The 17,552-nt window shown below is 54.9% G+C and carries 18 protein-coding genes; 4 read left to right on the forward strand and 14 right to left on the reverse strand.

The genetic code is table 11. The annotated features are described in order from the left end of the window. The first annotated feature begins 129 nt into the window (after positions 1 to 129). Positions 130 to 1,899: an Rqc2 family fibronectin-binding protein gene (locus MJ257_RS11275; RefSeq protein WP_240269338.1), complete on the forward strand. Its 1,770-nt coding sequence runs from the start codon at positions 130 to 132 to the stop codon at positions 1,897 to 1,899. A 294-nt stretch (positions 1,900 to 2,193) separates the two neighbouring features. Here MJ257_RS11275 and MJ257_RS11280 read toward each other — a convergent pair whose 3' ends face one another. The 9 genes from MJ257_RS11280 to MJ257_RS11320 form a co-directional block, all read right to left on the reverse strand. Beyond that, positions 2,194 to 3,075 (reverse strand): PHP domain-containing protein, encoded by an 882-nt coding sequence (locus tag MJ257_RS11280; protein ID WP_240269339.1) that lies wholly within the window; start codon positions 3,073 to 3,075, stop codon positions 2,194 to 2,196. A 31-nt stretch (positions 3,076 to 3,106) separates the two neighbouring features. Then, the gene (locus MJ257_RS11285) at positions 3,107 to 4,012 is read right to left on the reverse strand and encodes a selenium metabolism-associated LysR family transcriptional regulator (RefSeq protein ID WP_240269340.1); all 906 of its coding nucleotides are present in this window, start codon (positions 4,010 to 4,012) and stop codon (positions 3,107 to 3,109) included. Between the two features lie 156 nt (positions 4,013 to 4,168). Further along, positions 4,169 to 4,606 carry a hypothetical protein gene (locus tag MJ257_RS11290; protein WP_240269341.1) on the reverse strand — a complete coding sequence of 146 codons (438 nt, stop codon included), beginning with the start codon at positions 4,604 to 4,606 and terminating at the stop codon, positions 4,169 to 4,171. 265 nt (positions 4,607 to 4,871) lie between these two features. Continuing rightward, a complete protein-coding gene (locus tag MJ257_RS11295; protein WP_059043766.1) occupies positions 4,872 to 5,135 on the reverse strand; it encodes a YlbG family protein in 264 nt (87 codons plus the stop codon). 90 nt (positions 5,136 to 5,225) lie between these two features. Then, on the reverse strand, positions 5,226 to 5,663 hold the full coding sequence (locus MJ257_RS11300) for a YlbF/YmcA family competence regulator (RefSeq protein ID WP_240269342.1): 438 nt from the start codon (positions 5,661 to 5,663) through the stop codon (positions 5,226 to 5,228). A 96-nt stretch (positions 5,664 to 5,759) separates the two neighbouring features. After that, complete coding sequence (locus MJ257_RS11305; RefSeq protein ID WP_240269343.1) at positions 5,760 to 7,667, reverse strand: helicase-associated domain-containing protein; 1,908 nt, start codon at positions 7,665 to 7,667, stop codon at positions 5,760 to 5,762. Continuing rightward, complete coding sequence (locus MJ257_RS11310; RefSeq protein WP_193418639.1) at positions 7,664 to 9,358, reverse strand: DNA repair helicase XPB; 1,695 nt, start codon at positions 9,356 to 9,358, stop codon at positions 7,664 to 7,666. Before MJ257_RS11310 ends, MJ257_RS11305 begins: the two co-directional genes overlap by 4 nt. A 93-nt stretch (positions 9,359 to 9,451) precedes the next feature. Further along, entirely contained in the window at positions 9,452 to 9,874 is a 423-nt protein-coding gene (locus MJ257_RS11315) for a CBS domain-containing protein (RefSeq protein ID WP_155605592.1), read from the reverse strand. Positions 9,875 to 9,919: 45 nt separating this feature from the next. Further along, entirely contained in the window at positions 9,920 to 11,089 is a 1,170-nt protein-coding gene (locus tag MJ257_RS11320) for a M20 family metallopeptidase (RefSeq protein WP_240269344.1), read from the reverse strand. A 228-nt stretch (positions 11,090 to 11,317) separates the two neighbouring features. Here MJ257_RS11320 and MJ257_RS11325 point away from each other — a divergent pair, with 228 nt between their 5' ends. Next, a complete protein-coding gene (locus MJ257_RS11325) occupies positions 11,318 to 11,659 on the forward strand; it encodes a YugN family protein (RefSeq protein WP_155605549.1) in 342 nt (113 codons plus the stop codon). A gap of 12 nt (positions 11,660 to 11,671) precedes the next feature. After that, positions 11,672 to 12,922, forward strand: a complete 1,251-nt coding sequence (ftsW, locus tag MJ257_RS11330; protein WP_155605550.1) for a putative lipid II flippase FtsW — start codon at positions 11,672 to 11,674, stop codon at positions 12,920 to 12,922. A gap of 136 nt (positions 12,923 to 13,058) precedes the next feature. Here the strand turns inward: ftsW and MJ257_RS11335 are convergent, their stop codons facing one another. Beyond that, complete coding sequence (locus MJ257_RS11335; protein WP_016311598.1) at positions 13,059 to 13,421, reverse strand: Asp23/Gls24 family envelope stress response protein; 363 nt, start codon at positions 13,419 to 13,421, stop codon at positions 13,059 to 13,061. 137 nt (positions 13,422 to 13,558) lie between these two features. On the opposite strand from MJ257_RS11335, the gene cax reads away from it, so the two are divergent. Then, positions 13,559 to 14,629, forward strand: coding sequence for a calcium/proton exchanger (cax, locus tag MJ257_RS11340; protein ID WP_155605551.1), 1,071 nt, complete (start codon positions 13,559 to 13,561; stop codon positions 14,627 to 14,629). 82 nt (positions 14,630 to 14,711) lie between these two features. Here the strand turns inward: cax and MJ257_RS11345 are convergent, their stop codons facing one another. From MJ257_RS11345 to MJ257_RS11360, 4 genes are all read right to left on the reverse strand, one after another. Further along, complete coding sequence (locus tag MJ257_RS11345; protein WP_059043781.1) at positions 14,712 to 15,002, reverse strand: Fpa/YlaN family protein; 291 nt, start codon at positions 15,000 to 15,002, stop codon at positions 14,712 to 14,714. Positions 15,003 to 15,185: 183 nt separating this feature from the next. Next, on the reverse strand, positions 15,186 to 15,431 hold the full coding sequence (locus MJ257_RS11350; protein ID WP_059043783.1) for an HPr family phosphocarrier protein: 246 nt from the start codon (positions 15,429 to 15,431) through the stop codon (positions 15,186 to 15,188). 82 nt (positions 15,432 to 15,513) lie between these two features. Continuing rightward, entirely contained in the window at positions 15,514 to 16,629 is a 1,116-nt protein-coding gene (locus MJ257_RS11355) for an aminopeptidase (RefSeq protein ID WP_240269345.1), read from the reverse strand. Between the two features lie 147 nt (positions 16,630 to 16,776). Further along, positions 16,777 to 17,550, reverse strand: coding sequence for a hypothetical protein (locus MJ257_RS11360; RefSeq protein ID WP_240269346.1), 774 nt, complete (start codon positions 17,548 to 17,550; stop codon positions 16,777 to 16,779). Between the last annotated feature and the right edge of the window lie 2 nt (positions 17,551 to 17,552).

The raw sequence follows: 17,552 nt of genomic DNA on the forward strand, positions 1-17,552 counted from the left end.
TTCCAGCCAGTCCCAAATTATCACAGGGGAGCCCTTAAGTTTTTGGCCGAAGTATGGCATCATAGAGGAAGGCTTCCTATCTAAACCATCACTTTCATTCCTAAGAGAGAACAGGAGAATATCATCAAAATGGCACTCGACGGCATCGTAACCAGAGCGATCGTGCACGAACTGCAAGTCTGCATCGGCGGTCGCATCAATAAAATACATCAGCCCGCAGGGAGCGACCTCGTCTTTCATCTGCGCACGCAGGCCGGAAACCGACGGCTCCTGCTGTCGGCGAACCCGACGTACCCGCGGGTTCATTTCACGGAAGCCGCGTTTCCGAATCCGTTGGAGGCGCCGATGTTCTGCATGCTGCTGCGCAAGCACTGCGAAGGCGGTACGATCGAAGCCGTGACCCAGGTCGGCATGGAGCGGATCATCCATATCGACGTCCGCACGCGCGATGAGCTCGGCGACTTGTCCATCAAGCGGATCATTATCGAATTGATGGGACGGCACAGCAATATCATCCTGGTTGATCCGACCACCGGCACCCAGTTGGACGGAATCCATCACGTGACGCCGGCCATTTCCGGCTATCGGGTCGTTATGCCCGGCTTCGCCTATACGGCGCCGCCGGAGCAGCATAAGAGCCATCCGCTCGAAGCGGATCGCGCGGCCTTTCTGGCCGCCTGGCAAGCGGCGGCGTCCGAAGGCAAAGGCACCGGCAGCGGCTGGCTGGTCGACGCCTTCGGCGGTTTGAGCCCGCTGATCGCCGGCGAAATCTATGCCCGCGCCGGGGTAAGCGGCGTTGCGATGGAGATCGGGCTGAACCCGGAGGAGGCGGAGCGGCTGTGGCAAGCTTTTTCCGGATTAATGGAAGAGGTTCGCAACCAGCGGTATACGCCCATGACCGGCGAGAACGCCAAGGGGAAAAGCATCTTTTCCGCCGTGCGGCTTACGAGCGCTCACGGAGAGATTCGCACCTATGCTTCAATCAGCGAATGCATGGAGGATTACTTCGGGGATAAAGCGCTGCGGGATACGGTCAAGCAGAGAACGAGCGACCTGCTGCGCTTCCTGCAGAATGAGCGGAACAAGAACGTAAAGAAGCTGACCAATCTGGAGCAGGATTTGAACGAAGCCGAAGACGCCGAACGTTACCGTATCTGGGGCGAGCTGCTCCTTCCTTCGCTGCATGCGATCCGCAAAGGCGATACTAGTGTCGAACTCGTCAACTACTACGATGAGGAGCAGGGGATGGAGACGATTCCGCTGGATCCCCTGCTGACGCCTTCGGAGAACGCCCAGCGTTATTTTAAGAAATACAACAAATTCAAGAACAGCCTCGCCGTGATCGACGAACAGATGGAGCTGGCCAAGGGGGAAATCGCTTATCTCGAAGGCTTGCTTCAGCAACTGAACGACGCGACGTTAAGCGATATCGACGAAATCCGCGAGGAGCTGACCCAGCAGGGATATTTGCGGGATCGGGCCAAACGGGGCAAGAAGAAGAAAAAAACCGACCGTCCGACGCTGCACGTCTATACCTCGTCCGAGGGCATCGAAATTTACGTCGGCAAAAACAACCTGCAAAACGAATACGTGACGAACCGACTTGGCAAACCCAACGATACCTGGCTTCATACGAAGGACATCCCGGGTTCGCACGTGCTGATCCGCAGCGAGTCGTACGGCGACGCAACGCTGAACGAAGCCGCGCAGCTTGCCGCGTATTTCAGCCAGGCGAAGCAATCGAGCAGCGTACCCGTCGACTGTACCCTGATCCGCCACGTCCGCAAGCCAAGCGGAGCCAAACCCGGCTTCGTCATTTACGACCACCAGCGGACGTTGTTCGTTACGCCGGATGAGCGGCTGATCAAGGCGTTGCCGAATACGGTGAAGAACGGTTGATTGCCGCGGCTCGCGGGGGAGTCCCACCGCCGGCTTGAAGGTCCAGATGTAAAAGTGCAGTTGAGCTCTTCCGAAACGGCCGAATTTAGCCAATCAAATGTAAAATACAGTTCATTCCCGGCAAAACGTGGGGTTGGGGCGTTTGAACGCTAAATGAACTGCAGTTTTGCATTTCACACACCAAGAAATACGCTTTTTCCACAAAATGAGCTGCACTTTTGCATTTGCTCCAGTAAAAAAACGGTGTCCCATCGGGGTTCATAGATTCATAGACCCTTTGGAGCACCGTTTTTTTCAGTTCTTCTCGATCCGTCCGGCTGCCGCCGCCTGCTTCAGGCGTTCCACCGTCCCTGGCGGAGCCGTGCGTCCGCCCAAATCGCCGTGGAAGACGACGCCCTGCCGCACGCCGTGGTAATCGGATCCGCCGGTCACGATAAGCCCGTACTGCTCGGCCATCGCGGCATAACGGATCTCCTCCTCCGGCCCGTGGTCGGAATGGTACACTTCGATTCCGTCCGGCTTCCCGCGCTCCAGGATCGACCGCACCAGTTTGTCGTCTCCGTACAGACCGGGGTGAGCCAGTACCGGCGCGCCGCCCGCCTCGCGAATCCATGCGATCGCCTCCTCCGGGGCAATGCGCGGCAGAGAAGCATATCCCGGTTTGCCTTCGGCCAAATACCGGTCAAATGCGTCTCGCATATCGACCGCATAACCTTTGCGAACGAGGGCATCGGCGATATGCGGGCGGCCCAGGCTCTCATCGGGACGCAGCGGCCGGGACAGCCCGGCCTTCACTTCCTCCAGCGTGATCGAAACGCCTAATTCCTGCAGCTTGGCGATAATTAGTCCATTCCGCTCCTCTCGTACCGAGCGAAGCCGGGCCAGGCGAGCCTGAAACCGATCGTCATCGAAATTCATGTAGTAGCCCAGCACATGTATGTCTTTGCCTGCGGCGCGGGTACTGATCTCGATGCCGGGGACGACGTCCACGCCAAGCTCCTTCCCGGCCAATAGTGCCTCCCCGATCCCGGCGACGGTATCGTGATCCGTGATCGCCAGACCCGTAAGCCCTTTCTCCTTGGCCAACCTCACATTTTCCGACGGTTTATTCATCCCGTCCGAAGCTTGCGTATGCGAATGCAGATCGTAACGTTCATTTGCCGAATGCTGTTCCATCGCTTTCCCATCCTTCGTTTTCGCTATGTCTTTAAGTTGTTTGCGGATATTCCCGCAAGAAGGTCAAGAACGTTACCGCGGTAACCGGAAGCAACGTAGATTTCAAATGGATCGAATAAAACATCCGCTTGAACGACAGCCCTTCGATATCCAGCACCTCCAGCAGACCCAGCGCCTGCTCGTGCTTGACGGAAGAGGGCGAGATAATCGTGATGCCGATCCCGGCTTCTACCGCCGATTTTACCGCCCCCGTGCTGCCCAGCTCCATCAAGGTGCGGATCTGGCCGATATCGATCCCCCGTCTTCGCATTTCGTCCTCCATCACTTGCCGGGTTCCGGAACCTTTCTCCCGCAGCACAAAAGGATACAGAATCGCTTCCTCTACCGTGACGGACCTTCTCCCCGACAACGGATGACCGGCGGGAACGATCAGCTTCAGCTCATCCTCCATGACGGGCTCGGATACCATGTCCGGATGCTGAACCGGCGCTTCGACCAGGCCGAAATTCAGCTGGTGGTTCATGATCTCATCGATAATTTGCGTCGTATTGATCACTTTCATGACGATCGAAATGTGCGGGTACCGCTGTCCGAACGGGCCGAGCAGCCGAGGCAGGACGTATTCCCCGATCGTTAGGCTGGAGCCGAGCTGCAGCCGCCCCTCCAGCATGGACGTATGCCGCGACATGGCCTGCTCCGTTTCGCGGATCAGTTCCACGCTTTGGCGCGCAAACGGAAGCAAGGTTTGTCCCGCTTCGGTTAATTCGATCCTTTTCGTGGATCGGACCAGCAGCTTAGTACCAAAGTAGTCTTCCAGCGACTGGATTTGCATCGTAACCGCTGGCTGTGTCATGTGCAGCGCCTGGGCGGCTGCCGAGAAGCTGCCCCGTTGCGCTACCGTATAGAAAATATGCAATTGGTGGTAGTTCAACGCCATCGTCCGGCACTCCCCTTTCTTCCCTTACAGAGGTTGTTTGAAAACCGACCTTTGGGATCTCCCACTTACAATAGCACGCCTGAGCCAACAAAAAAAGCATACCGTTCCCCGGCATGCTTGAATCCGTATCGTCTTTCATTTACTTCCTTCCGCATCCTATCGGCGCTTGCGGCTGTTCTTCATCAGCGTCATCCGCCGGGAATGGCGAAGCCAGGAATAATAGGATTTCAAATCGCGCAATTCAATGGTCTCCGACATCCGTCCCAGAAAGGTCACGATGATCATGCGATGCATCGGGCGTCCGGACAGGTCGAATTCGCCGGGAATTTCCGCAAATTCAGCTACCATCACGAGATCGTCATCGATCAGGTAGACATCTTCTTCCTTACGGTAATACGGCGTTATCCGTCCCTGCTTCAAACATTCCCAAGCCCATCCGGCAATCTGTTCGAAGCCGATATTGTCCCGATCGATCCTGTCCTGATACCGGAGCTTGGCATGATTCGTCACGACGATGTCGGCAACTCTCTTGTCCCCTAGCACAATATGGAAGGATTCATAGGTTCTCCAGCGTTCCGTTGCCCTGTCTCTCATGCCGCACCTCACATTAATAGGTCTGAAAAAATAAAAAATTGCCGAATTAGGTCTTTATAACTAAGCACTTTCGCCTATTATATTACAACAACCCCTAATTTTCTACAAGGTCAAAGCGAAATTATTCCAAGATTAAGGAGATTTTTGGTACTTTAGACTCATTTTTTGACACAGGCCATACATCCTACTTTCCCATAAAAAAACCGCACAGCGAATGTATCGCTGTGCGGCACTTAACTCCGGTCGCCCGGCCTTTCTGCGATTTCTACAATCCGTAGAAGCGGGTTTTATCCGGAACGTCCTTGCTGTATTCGGTTTTAATTTCCCCACGGTACGACCGCTCGATTTTGCGAACGTAGGAAAGCTTGCGGATGTTCCGCATCGTTTCCTCCGCCCGGTCAGCGTTGACATACATCACGACATAATGCATCCGCCGGGACAGATAATGCACGCTTCCGTATTTATCCAAGTTCCTTGCCGCCTTTAAGTCGCTCACCCATATGATATAGCCTGTACGCTCCGGAAACATGACTTTCCCCCTTCCCTTCCTCAACTATTGAAAATTCCGGAAAGTCGCGGTCCTGCCGCTTCTTCCGGAATTCTCGGCTGCCTATGCCTTTCAGCCGCAGCTGCAACTTCCGCCGCTGCCGCATCCGCCTTTCGGGTTCGGATCATTGCCCGGCACCTTGATCGTATCGGAAACGGCATAAGCGATCATTTCCGACATCTGGTGAAGAATATCGTCCAGCTCGTTCTCGGCTGCTTTGAATTTGCGGACCGCCTCGAAGCGCTCCAATTCCCGCTCCACCTCGGCCACTTTATCTTTGGCTTCGTGATAGTTGGGATGGAAGTGTCCGAAACGCTCGGTCTCCCGGAACAGCTCTTTCTGAGCCTCAAGCTTCTTGACCCACGCCTGAATTTCGCTATCCGCCTCCACGCGCTGCTTCCAATACAAGTATTCGGAAACGGCGGCGGATTGATTTATCATATCGCCCAATTCATAGGCGTTTGTCAGCACTGCGGCCATATCGACCGTGTTCTTCGCGATTACGCTCATGAATTTTCATCTCGCTTTTGCGGTTAATGTTCTACCCCTGGGTAGACGACATTATCATACCACAATCCCTTAGCGAGCAGAAGAGGTTCATCCTTCCTAATCTCCCGATCCGCGTAAACTTGCCGGCAAGATTAGGCGAATCGCCTGCCAATCTCCGGGAGAGAGCACGGTTTCCCTCGCCGGATCCCCGGAAGAAGGAAGCAACCGTACTTTTAAGCGCCAGTCCGTTTCGCCTTCCGCTCCAAGCGGCACGCCAAGGATTGTCTCCCCGCCGATTTGCAGCATGAGTTTGGCCCGCCAAGCTATGGCGCGTTCCACCAGCTCCCGGGCGGTCGAGGCGTGATACTTTCGCAGCTCCTTCCACCACATGGCGGGTATTTCGGACAATCCCGGAAACAATTCCTCAACGCTTGGCGAATTGATCTCCGGCTCGTAAAAATGCAAATCCGCGCCTTGATAGATCCACCCCTGGCCGCCCTGCCTCTTGACCTCTTCGCTATCAGGCCAGGGTACCTCCGCCAGCTTCGGATACATCGGTTCGTCGGGATTTTGCGTTTGCCTATGGACCGGCGCCAATCGCTCTCCGTCTAAGATTTTCAAGACGTCGGCCTCGAAGTCCGGATTTACGAGATAATGGAGCGGGCCAATCCGCTCCAGCTTGCCTGCCAACAACGGCAAGCCGGCGATTCGATCCGCGGCATCCGCATCCGCGCAGCTGAGCAGCTTCGCTTCGACCAGCGTCGTCCGGCCGATCTCCCGGCCCCACTGAAGCAGGGCGTCGCGAACAGGCTCCGGCAGGCCGGCGGAGTATTCCTCCAACAGCCGCAGGACCTCCTGCGGCGTACGGCCCAGCCGGCAAGCCTGCTCCAGGCCCGAGCGCGTCAGACGGTAGACGCTCATCACGCCGGAAGAGACCAACTCGGCGCATGCCTCCAGCTCGAAACGGACTGTAAAGGGCACGTCTGGCGGAACGAGTAGCTCGAAATCGGGTTGTACAATCAGCTTTCCTTCAGCGGCTTGAGATGTCACAGGCGAAGAAGGGCTCCGTTCGATCAGCCAACGGAACATCGCACCGTCCTCAGGATGGCTGCCGAGCTCCATCCAGCCACAGCCGCAAAGGGTGTCCAACCAACCTTGGATCCAGACTTCGCGCTCCGTGGACGGATTGCTGTCCGGTCCCAGCAGCCCCTGGTCTTGGAGTGAGCCGAGCAATTCCTCGAGCGAATACCAAACGCCGGTTCTCAAATCCGCCGCCGTCATTCGCAAAACAACATGCTGTAACGCGGCATCTGCCGGTACATAGCGCTGCAGCATTTCGTGCATCAGGACGACGTTCATTGCCTGCAGGTCAAAGGATAGCCACGCCGCCAATCCCGGCGGATGAACCCGCCATAACGCCCGTTCCTTGACGATCAACCCCAACGCCAGCATTAGATCCAGCGCGACGGCAAGCGCGGGTGAATACACGTCCGGATGCGGATAGTTTAGCTTTAGATCGGCAACGTCCTCCGCTTTCAACGCGATCCGCGCTTCCAGCTTGCCGCGTTCCTTCTGATGAATCGTCCCTTTCGCCGTCATCCGCAGCCCGTTGCCGGCCATCCAGGTTAAAGCGCGGAACAGATCCAGCGCCAGACCGGGTTTCGCCTCCCGACGCAGTTCAACGCGCGCCGGGTCCTGCACCCGCAGCTCCGCGTACCCCCACGCGTCCCCTATTCCCAGCAGCCGGTCCAGCGGCAGGTAATACAGCTTCTCGCCCCAAGCTTTGCGCACCGCGGCGAGGTCTCCGGAGCGCAGCAACGCCGGAAGCGCTGCGCGTATGTCCGCTCCGCTTACGTCTCCGGCCGCAGCGGCGTTGGCCTGTTCCAGCTTAAACGGCTGACCGGCAAAGCGGTGAAACAGGAGCTGAAGCGCCTGCATTTCGGCTTCATTCAACGAGTTCGCATTCCGCATCTCCTTCAAAGGAAGCTCGCCTTCATAAGCCGACATACTTGGTCCCCTGCTCATGCTTCAACCCCCTCCCGATCTCTCAGCACGGCATATTCATAACCTTGCTCCAGCAAAAACAACTGCCGCCGTAAAGCAAACTCTTGCTCCCGGGTGTTCTCCGAAACAAGCGTATAAAAATAGGCTCGGCTGCCGTCCCGCTTCGGCCGCAAGATCCGGCCCAGACGCTGGGCCTCCTCTTGGCGTGAGCCAAAACTGCCGGATATTTGAATGGCCACCGAAGCATCTGGTAAATCTACCGCGAAATTGGCGACTTTCGAAACCACCAGGACCTGCAGTTCCCCATCGCGGAAAGCCTGAAACAGTTTGCCACGCTCCGCCTGGGGTGTACTTCCGGTGATGAGCGGGACTTGAAGCTCCCTTGCCATGCACTGCAGTTGGTCCACATACTGTCCGATAACCAGCACCTGACGATCCCGATGCCGATCCAAAAGCCGCCTTACAATCTCGTTTTTGTATGGATTTTCCGCAGCGATGCGAAACTTCTCCCGTCCTTCGGCTTGAACGTATTTGTCCTGCTGGGGTTCAGGCATCGCCACCCGGATCTCCTGACAATCAACCTGTGCGATAAACCCGCTTTCTTCCAGGGTTCTCCACGGAACATCGTACCGCTTCGGTCCGATCAGGGAGAAGACATCCCGCTCGCAGCCGTCCTCTCGAACCAGCGTGGCGGTCAAGCCGAGGCGTCTCGTCGCTTGGATGTCGGCCGTTGCGCGAAAGATCGGTGCCGGAAGTAGATGCACTTCATCGTATATGATCAGCCCCCAATCACGTTCATTAAACAAAGACATATGCTTGAAGCCTTCCTCTTTCCGCGAGCGGTGCGTCAATATTTGATACGTAGATACGGTAACCGGCTTGACCTGTTTCTTCTCGCCCGAATACTCCCCGATCGCCTCGGCAGGCAGCGTTGTTTTCGAATTTAACTCGGCAATCCATTGGCGCACCGAAGTCACATTGGAAGTCAGAATTAACGTCTCGCATTGAAACCTTTCCATTGCCGCAAGACCAACCACAGTTTTGCCCGCACCGCAGGGGAGCACCACGACACCGCTGCCGCCGTCGCCCGTCTCGCTGGCAAATCCAGCGACGGCTTCCCGCTGATACGGTCTGAGCAGGAACGGATGCCCCTCGTCCAGCTCCTGCCGAAGTACGATCTCGAGGGTGCGGCCTTGATGATACCCTGCTTCGTCCAGCACGGGATAGCCCAGCCGGGCAAGCTCCTGCTTTAAGGAGCCGCGGCACGAGGCTGGCAAATGGAGGCGTCGCTCGTCCACCAGGCACCATGTCCCCGCCGGCAAAGCCAGTTGGCCGGCTATAGGCTCCAGGAAGCCGGCTTCAACGGTATCGTCGCACTCCAATTCCAGCCGGTCCGATTCCCCAGGAATCGGACGCAGCTTTAATTGCCCATACCGGCCCATCCAGCGTCGGATGTCTTCGGCAGCACCACTCGGCAGCCCGTACCGGGCCAAGGACGCAAGTTGATCCAGCACTTGGTCCGCGTCGATTCCACAGGAAGCGGCGTGCCATAAAGTGAGTGGGGTGATTCGATATGTATGATAGAAAGCCGGGCTCTTCACCAACTCGGCGTAATGGGATAACTGCTCCCGTGCCGTATCGAAGCCGGGATGCTCCTTCTCCAGCAGCACCGTCAAATCTCTTTGAACGATGCATGCTCCCGTTTCATTCATCGGTTTGCCCTCCTTTAGTTCAGTTCGCCGCAATCAGCAAAAAGGAGAAGTCCGCCGCACTGGCCGCGGACCTCTCCCGCTTGTTTCCATCTCCTAATGCACCTGCTCCGAGATTTCGGACAAAGCTTCTCCCGCATTGTCGGCAAAGATGTTACGCACGGCCATATCGCCGATTGAAACGATTCCGATCAAGCGATCCCCTTCGCATACCGGAAGCCGGCGAATTTGCTGCTGGGCCATCAGTTCAGCCGCCTCATCCACCGACATGTCGCGGGAAGCGGTTTTGATCCCTTTGGTCATCACTTCATCGACCGCGGTAGAGCCGGGCCGCTTCTCAGCGATCCCGCGAATGACCAAATCCCGGTCGGTGATAACGCCGATCAGCTTATCCCCGCCTTCGACCACCGGAATAAACCCCGTGTCGTTTTCTTTCATCTTTACCGCCACTTCATAGACATTATCTTGTGGGGTCACAGTCACGATGTCATCGGTCATGATTTCGCTAACTTTTTTCAACATATATCCCTCCTTCGGACATAGCGTGCCAAAGAAGGAAGCGGTTTATGCGTGTTCGTCCTGATAGGATTCCGCCATCGCGGCCAGCAGACCCGCCGCATGCAGCATGGCGTCCTCGTCGATGTCGAATTTCGGATGGTGATGCGGGTAAATCGCGCCTTTGTCGGGGTTTCCGGCCCCTACGAACATAAAGCAGCCCGGCACTTGCTGTAAATAGTAAGCGAAATCCTCCGCCGGCATAATCTTCGGCGACAACTCGGCCCGAAGCCCGAATACACCGGGAGCCACTTTCATAAATCGGCGGTATTCACCTTCGTCGTTCACCAAGCTCGGGTAACCCATCATATAGTTGATTTGGGCCTCCGCGCCGTACGCCTCTGCCGTATTTTTAGCCAAAACATGGATTCGCTCGCGAATCAGCTCTCTTGTCTCCTCACGGAAGCAACGAACCGTACCGGACAGCCTGCAGCGGTCAGCGATGATGTTCTGCGCCGTGCCGCCCTGGATGGAACCAATCGTGACGACGGCCGGATCCAGCGGATCAACCGAACGGCTCACAACGCTTTGAAGCTGCAGCACCAGTGCCGAAGCGGCCACTACGCTGTCTACCGTTTTGTGCGGCATACCGCCGTGTCCCCCACGCCCTTGCACATCGATGAAAAATTCATCGGTCGAGGCCATCAGCGGTCCCGGTGCGCTCGCTATGGTGCCGACGGGAATGGGCGTCCACAGGTGAACTCCGTAAATGACGTCTACCCCGTCCAACGCCCCTTCCTCGATCATCGATTTTGCCCCGCCAGGGCACACTTCTTCCGCCGGCTGGAAGAGCAGTCGGATTTCCCCGCGCAGCTTCGCTTGGGTCCGGCTGTAGTATTCGGCCAGCGCCAGCAACGTAGCCGTATGGCCATCATGCCCGCAGGCGTGCATCACGCCGGGGTGCAAAGAGGCGTACTCGCACGTTTTCTCGTCCTGGATCGGCAGCGCGTCCATGTCGGCTCGAAGCGCTATCGTTTTGCCGGGAAGCTCCCCCCGAATTTTGGCCACGAGTCCAAAGCCGCCGACGTTGGCTACTGTATCGATGCCTAGCCCCCGCAAGATTCCGGCGATCTGCGCCGAAGTCTCTTTCTCCATGAAGGAAAGCTCCGGATGACGGTGTAAGTGCCGCCGCCGTTCCACCATGGATGGAAACAAATCGCTTAACCGCTTCTCCTCCATCGTCCCACTCCTCTTTTCTTTCACGATCTCATTTAGCTTATTGTAGCAGAAAACGGGATCATGGATCAGGTCAACCTTGCGAGAAATCGCCGATTTGCGAGGTTTCCCTATGCTTGCACAACCGATGGAAACATAATATCATGAGGATAAGTGTGATAAGTTTGATGAAAGTTCACAATTTGAACAGCGAACTTTTGGACCAATATTTTTAAGGGGGCACTCTTTACAATGATCGTAGAAAATACCGGATTGGACGGACTGCAAAGCGATTTGGCATACTTGGACGAAGCTGCGGAGAAGGTGGGCTTCGTACGCTGGCAATGGGAATACTATCGCGCTACATACGATTTTAAAATCGAATACAATAACAGTGACTACTACCTCCGTATCAACACGCGGGCAGTAGAAGGCAAACTGGAACGTCCGGACACGGTACTGGCGATCGAAGCGGTCTATATGGGGCGGGCCACTTTTCCGCATGGATTAGAGTATGAATCGGAGATTCCCGCAATGGTAATGAAGACCGCCAATCATAAATTGACGGAATTGAAGGAACTTCTTGAGGCCTAAGCGGACACGGCGATGAAAGAAGGCACAGAGAAACCAAGACGCGGAGCCCCCGATTTTCAATTGCTCATCTTGACCTTACTGATGGTCGGTTTCGGAATCGTCATGGTATTCAGCTCCAGCTCCAGCATCACGCTGGTCAACGAAAATTTCGGATATGACCCGATGTATTTTACCAAACGGCAAATGATATTCGGCCTGATCGGGCTTGTCGGTATGTTCGTGACGATGAATATCCCTTACGAGAAATATAAGAAGCTGTTTATACCCATTTTTATTCTGGCCATCATCATGCTGTTGCTCGTCCCTTTCATCGGTGGGCGCATCAATGGCGCGACCAGCTGGTTTACGATCGGCACGCTGGGGATTCAACCAACGGAGCTGGCCAAAATCACGACGATCTTGTACTTATCGGCCCTCATTTCCAAGAAAGGCGAGCGATTTCGGGATTTAAGAACCGGGTATATCCCGGTTATGGTGATCGTCGGTTTCGTTGCCGGCTTGATCATGCTCCAGCCAGACCTTGGTTCCTGTCTGATTCTCGTCGCTACGGCTGGGCTCATTATTTTCGCCGGGGGCGCTAATTTGAAGCATATTCTCGGTTCGATCGCGCTGCTCGTGCTTGGCGCAAGCATCGTGCTTGGTGTCGGAGCGTTGTGGGACAAAATCAACCCTCCCGACCCGACCGTTGCTGCGGGTGGTGATTATCGGATGGGCCGGATCGAGGCCTTCCTGGATCCTTGGCATGATACGCAAGGAACCGGCTATAACCTGATTCAATCGCTCACCGCAATCGGTCATGGCGGACTCACCGGCACCGGATTCGGACAAGGGATTCAGAAACTGCACTATTTGCCGAATGCGTATAATGACTTCATCTTCTCCGTCATCGGCGAAGAGTTTGGCTTTATCGGGACTTTGATCTTCTTGCTATTTTATATTTACTTCATTTGGCGCGGGCTGCTGGTATCGCTTCGCTGTCAAAGCACGTTTGGCACGCTCGCCGGGGTCGGAATCATGGGATTAATCGCGATTCAGGCCTTCGTTAACATCGGCGGCGTCACCAACACCATTCCGGTGACCGGCGTCACGTTGCCCTTCATCAGTTACGGCGGCTCTTCGCTGCTCGTCACGATGGTGTCAATGGGGATCGTGCTTAGTATATCGCGCGAATCGTCTCTGCCGGTGAAGCAGGAACGCACCAAGTCGGTGGTGATTCGTGAATCAACGCCGTTTGAAATGCGAAGCCAGACACGGCGCGGATAATAGTCCTAATCGCAAAGAAGACTACGGAAGCCATCGCTCCGTAGTCTTCTTTGTGTTTGTTGCTTATGCCAGCAATCCGGTCATTCGAGGCCGAAAGCGAAACTCTATATGCTGCAGAAGGTCAAGGTAGGATCGATCAGATCTCATCGTCCTTAAACGCGACGCCCTCGACTTTCACGTTCACTTCTACAATTTTAAGCCCCGTCATGCTCTCTACCGCTTCTCGAACATTTTGCTGAAGCATCCGGCAAACCTCGTGGATCGGCGTCTCGTACAACACGATAATCCGCAAGTCGATGGCCGCCTCCAATTGACCGACTTCGACCGTCACGCCCTTTTGCACATTTTTGCCGCTTAACCGTTTCGCCCAGCCTTCGGACAGCCCTCCGGACATCGCGGCAATCCCCGGTGTCTCCAGAGCGGCCATTCCGGCGATTTTCGCAACGACATCGTCTGAAATCCGAATCAGCCCATTATCCAACTGCAGTTGTTCGGTCATGGTCATTCCTCCTTCAACCTCATTAGTTTCATTGTAAATCGGAAGTCGATTTAAAGCAAATGTAGACCTTCAGCTTATTTTTGAGTAAAATTGTTACATTCGGCTTTTGCCAAAAAATGACTAACACGAGGTGTTCCATGAAAAAGTATATTTCACCTGCATTGCTGCTGATTTTCTTTGCACTTAGTGCCATCGGGCATTACGCGCATTGGTCAGCAACTTTGGAATTTATCATCTCCGCGATCGCCGTGGTTCTGGTGGCCGGCTTTCTCGGCCGGGCGACGGAAAGCGTAGCGCATTACGCAGGGCAACGGCTGGGTGGCTTCCTCAATGCGACCTTCGGTAATGCCGCCGAATTAATTATCGCCATCATGCTCGTCCGGGAAGGACTATTCGATATGGTGAAGGCCAGCATTACCGGCTCCATCATCGGAAACCTGCTGCTCGTCCTCGGACTCAGCTTGTTTGCCGGGGGTCTGAAGCACAAGGTGCAAAAATATAACGTCGCCCTGGCTGGCATGAACGGCTCGCTCATGATCGTGGCGATCATCGCCTTGTTCGTCCCGGCGATATTTCTGCAAACCCATGTTCTCCATGAGGCTGACCGTTCTACGCTCAGCCTGGTCGTCGCCGGGATCCTGATCGTCGCTTACTTGCTGTGGCTGATCTTCTCCATGGTCACGCATAAGAATTACCTTGCCGACATCAGTGAGAAAGACGCAGAGGAGTTGCCGCACGAGCATGCTCCGGCCTGGTCAAAAGGTCAATCCATCCTCTACCTGGTGATCGCCACCGTTATGGTTGCTTTCGTCAGCGAATGGCTTGTACATACGCTTGACACGTTTACCGCTGAATTCGGGCTGAGCGAACTCTTCGTCGGGGCCTTTGTCGTAGCTATCGTCGGCAATGCCGCCGAACACAGCGCAGCCATCATGCTGGCCTTGAAGAACAAAATCGGAGCAGCCGTAGAGATCGCCGTTGGCTCCAGCTTGCAGATCGCTTTGTTCGTCGCTCCGGTGCTGATCTTCGTCAGCCATCTATTCGGCAAACCAATGGACATCGTCTTTACCGTGATCGAGTTGGCCGCGATCGGCGTCTCGGTGTTCATCGCCAAGTCGATCACCCAAGACGGTCAAACAAACTGGTATGAGGGTTTACTGCTTCTGGCGGTTTATGCCATACTCGGCGTTTCGTTCTACCTCGTATAACCCCTTCGATAACAAAACAAGCGTATGCTTTCGGAAACTTCCGAAAACATACGCTTGTATTATTTAGCGGCAACAGTAACGATTACTGTTGTTTATTGTTCATGGCTTCATACAGCGAAGCCAAATTCCGTTCCAATCTGCTGAGGATTTGCTTGCCGATCGTTTCTTGAATAAGTCCGACGCGAATCGCGTAGTCTACTTGCCTGGAGAATCCATACATCTGGGTATCCAGCACTTCCTCATAGAGAGGGCAGTAACGCGTGGCCAAGTTCTCCATCTGTACTTCGATCAACTTCTCGATTTTATCTGCATCTTCTTTCAGAAGATTAAGTGCTTTCAGGTTTAGTTGCTCCTGCAACTCAGATGAAGTCATGCTTCTTCCCCCCTATGTCCAAAATCGCTACCAATCTGCTCTAATCTTAATATTAGACGAAATCGAAGGCCAATACAAGAACCTCCTCAAATTAACCTTTCCTTGCGGAAACCGTTGAACACCGCTGTTTGGAGGTCATTAAAAAACGCCCCCGCCTTAAGCGGGAGCGTTTCTTTCGTTTCGTTATTCAGCGACGACTTTGACATCCAAACCGTGTTTGGCGAACACTTCGGTTACGGCTTTCTTCGCTTCTTCCGCATCCGGTCCGTGAACGTGAAGCTCATAGCTCTTCGTGTTTACGAGTGTGGTGAAGAGGCCGAGGATACTTTTTACGTCGATGTACTTGTTGTCCGCTTGGAGCACAATGGAAGAAGTGAATTTGCCAGCAGTTTGGGCAATTTCGACAACCGCTTCATTGTTCGTGGCCATAGGGATCCCTCCGTCTTTAACTTTGGAAATTACATACTATAATCATACATTGAATCCGCTTTCCTAGCAAGGAAATTTCTTCTTATTTCAAGTTTTCCGGGTTCAGTCCCGCCAGCTCGGGGATCACGAAAATGCCGTCTTTGCGGATCAGCACGTCGTCAAAATAAATTTCTCCGCCGCCGTAATCCGGACGCTGGATGAGCACAAGATCCCAGTGGATCGAGGAACGGTTGCCGTTATCGGCCTCCTCGTAGGCTTGCCCTGGCGTAAAATGCAGGCTGCCGGCGATTTTCTCGTCGAACAAAATGTCCTTCATCGGATGCAGGATGTACGGGTTGAAGCCGATCGCAAACTCCCCGATGTATCTGGCCCCTTCGTCCGAATCCAGGATTTCGTTCATGCGTTTCGTTTCATTGCTTGTGGCTTCGACGATTTTGCCGTTTTCGAAACGGAATTTGATGTTTTCGAACGTGATCCCGTTATACAGCGTAGCCGCATTGTAGCTGATCGTGCCGTTCACGGAATCGCGAACCGGAGCGGTATAGACTTCGCCGTCCGGGATATTTTTCTGGCCGGAGCATTTGATGGCCGGAATGTCTTTGATCGAGAAGCTCAGGTCGGTGCCTGGAGCAACGATCCGGACTTTGTCCGTTTTGTTCATCAGGTCGGCCAAAGCGTCCTGCGCCCGGTCCATTTTTGCGTAATCCAGGTTGCACACGTCGAAGTAGAAATCCTCGAAAGCTTCCGTGCTCGTATTGGCCAACTGGGCCATGCTGGCGTTCGGATAACGGAGCACGACCCATTTCGTGCGTTTCACCCGCTGTTCGCTATGTACGGGATGGGAATAAAGCGAATTGTACAGCTTCATCTTATCCTCGGGCACGTCGGACATATCATTGACGTTGGAACCCGCACGAATACCGATGTAGCAGTCCATCATTTGCATCCGTTTCAAATCGTATTCCGCCCAGGTCTTCATGCCGTCCTCGGTGGCGTACTTCAATTGCGAACGCTGCACGGTGCGGTCGGTAATCTCGACAAAAGCGTTGCCGCCCTTCTTCCCTACCTCTTCCACCACCGCTTTCAGCAAATCGCGTTCGTCGCCGATCATTTCGACCAGGACGTTCTCTCCCGGCTGTACGTTAACGGAATAACCGACGAGGTTCTCCGCCAGCTTCTGAATTCTAGGATCTCGCATCTGGCTCACTCTCCTCCAAAATTCGTAACGGGACTTTCGTTGGGCATTCCCTGCCTTCCTAATGTCCCGCTTGTTTAACCATTGGTTAATTCTTCTGCTATTGTAGCACGATGGAGGCGGAAAGTCAGCCTAACCCAGGATGTCAAGCTACTTATAGCCTTCGAACCGATTATCAGTGCGCAGCACTTCCCGCTGAGGTACGCCTTTGGTTGACAGGTAATTCAGCGTCGTTTCGGAAGTCAGCCGGGCGGGAAGCCCCGATTTACGGTCGATCGTTAAGTGGTAGACCACCGTCGCGTTCATCTGCTCGAGCATCACCGCTAATTGATCGCTGCCTGCCGCCCAAATCTTGGATAACTCGCTTTGCAGTTGCTCCCGCCGCTCTGCCGGAACACGCTCCAGGCGCTCATTCCCGCCTTCGCGCGTCAGTTCCATTTCGGACAGCAGGCGATCCTTTAGCCTCATGCTGGCTTCGGCCGGATCCATCTCGATTCGGAGCACCTTCGTTCCCCGCGCCGCACCGCTTTCGGAGGTGATCGTTTTCTTCGCCGCCGAGCGGATTTCCTCCAATTGATCCAGCGGGTTCAGCCGGACAACCCCTTGTTGCAGCGCATCGTGGTCTTCGGACTGCACCAGCCAGTTCCCGTTCTCGTAACGCAGCTTGGCTTCCCATCCGCTTGGTTGCGATAACCCCGCCGTCTGTAACCGGCCGCTGGGGTTTCCGCTGCTTGGCGCCGGTTCGGCCCGGATGCTCAATTCCCGGTGTTCCTGAAGCCGGCCCGTATAGCGGAGGCTCTCTTCCAGACCGCGCTCGTTCCCGCGCTGCAAGGCGGCCAGGCCACGGAACGTCAAAGCGTCGCAGCCTGCGAGCCCCGACCAGGTAAACTCGAACCACTGCTCCGGCGTTTTCGCTTCGTTCATCC

Origin of the sequence: Paenibacillus timonensis (assembly GCF_022427145.1) — a bacterium.
Classification (GTDB): Bacteria; Bacillota; Bacilli; order Paenibacillales; family Paenibacillaceae; genus Fontibacillus; species Fontibacillus timonensis.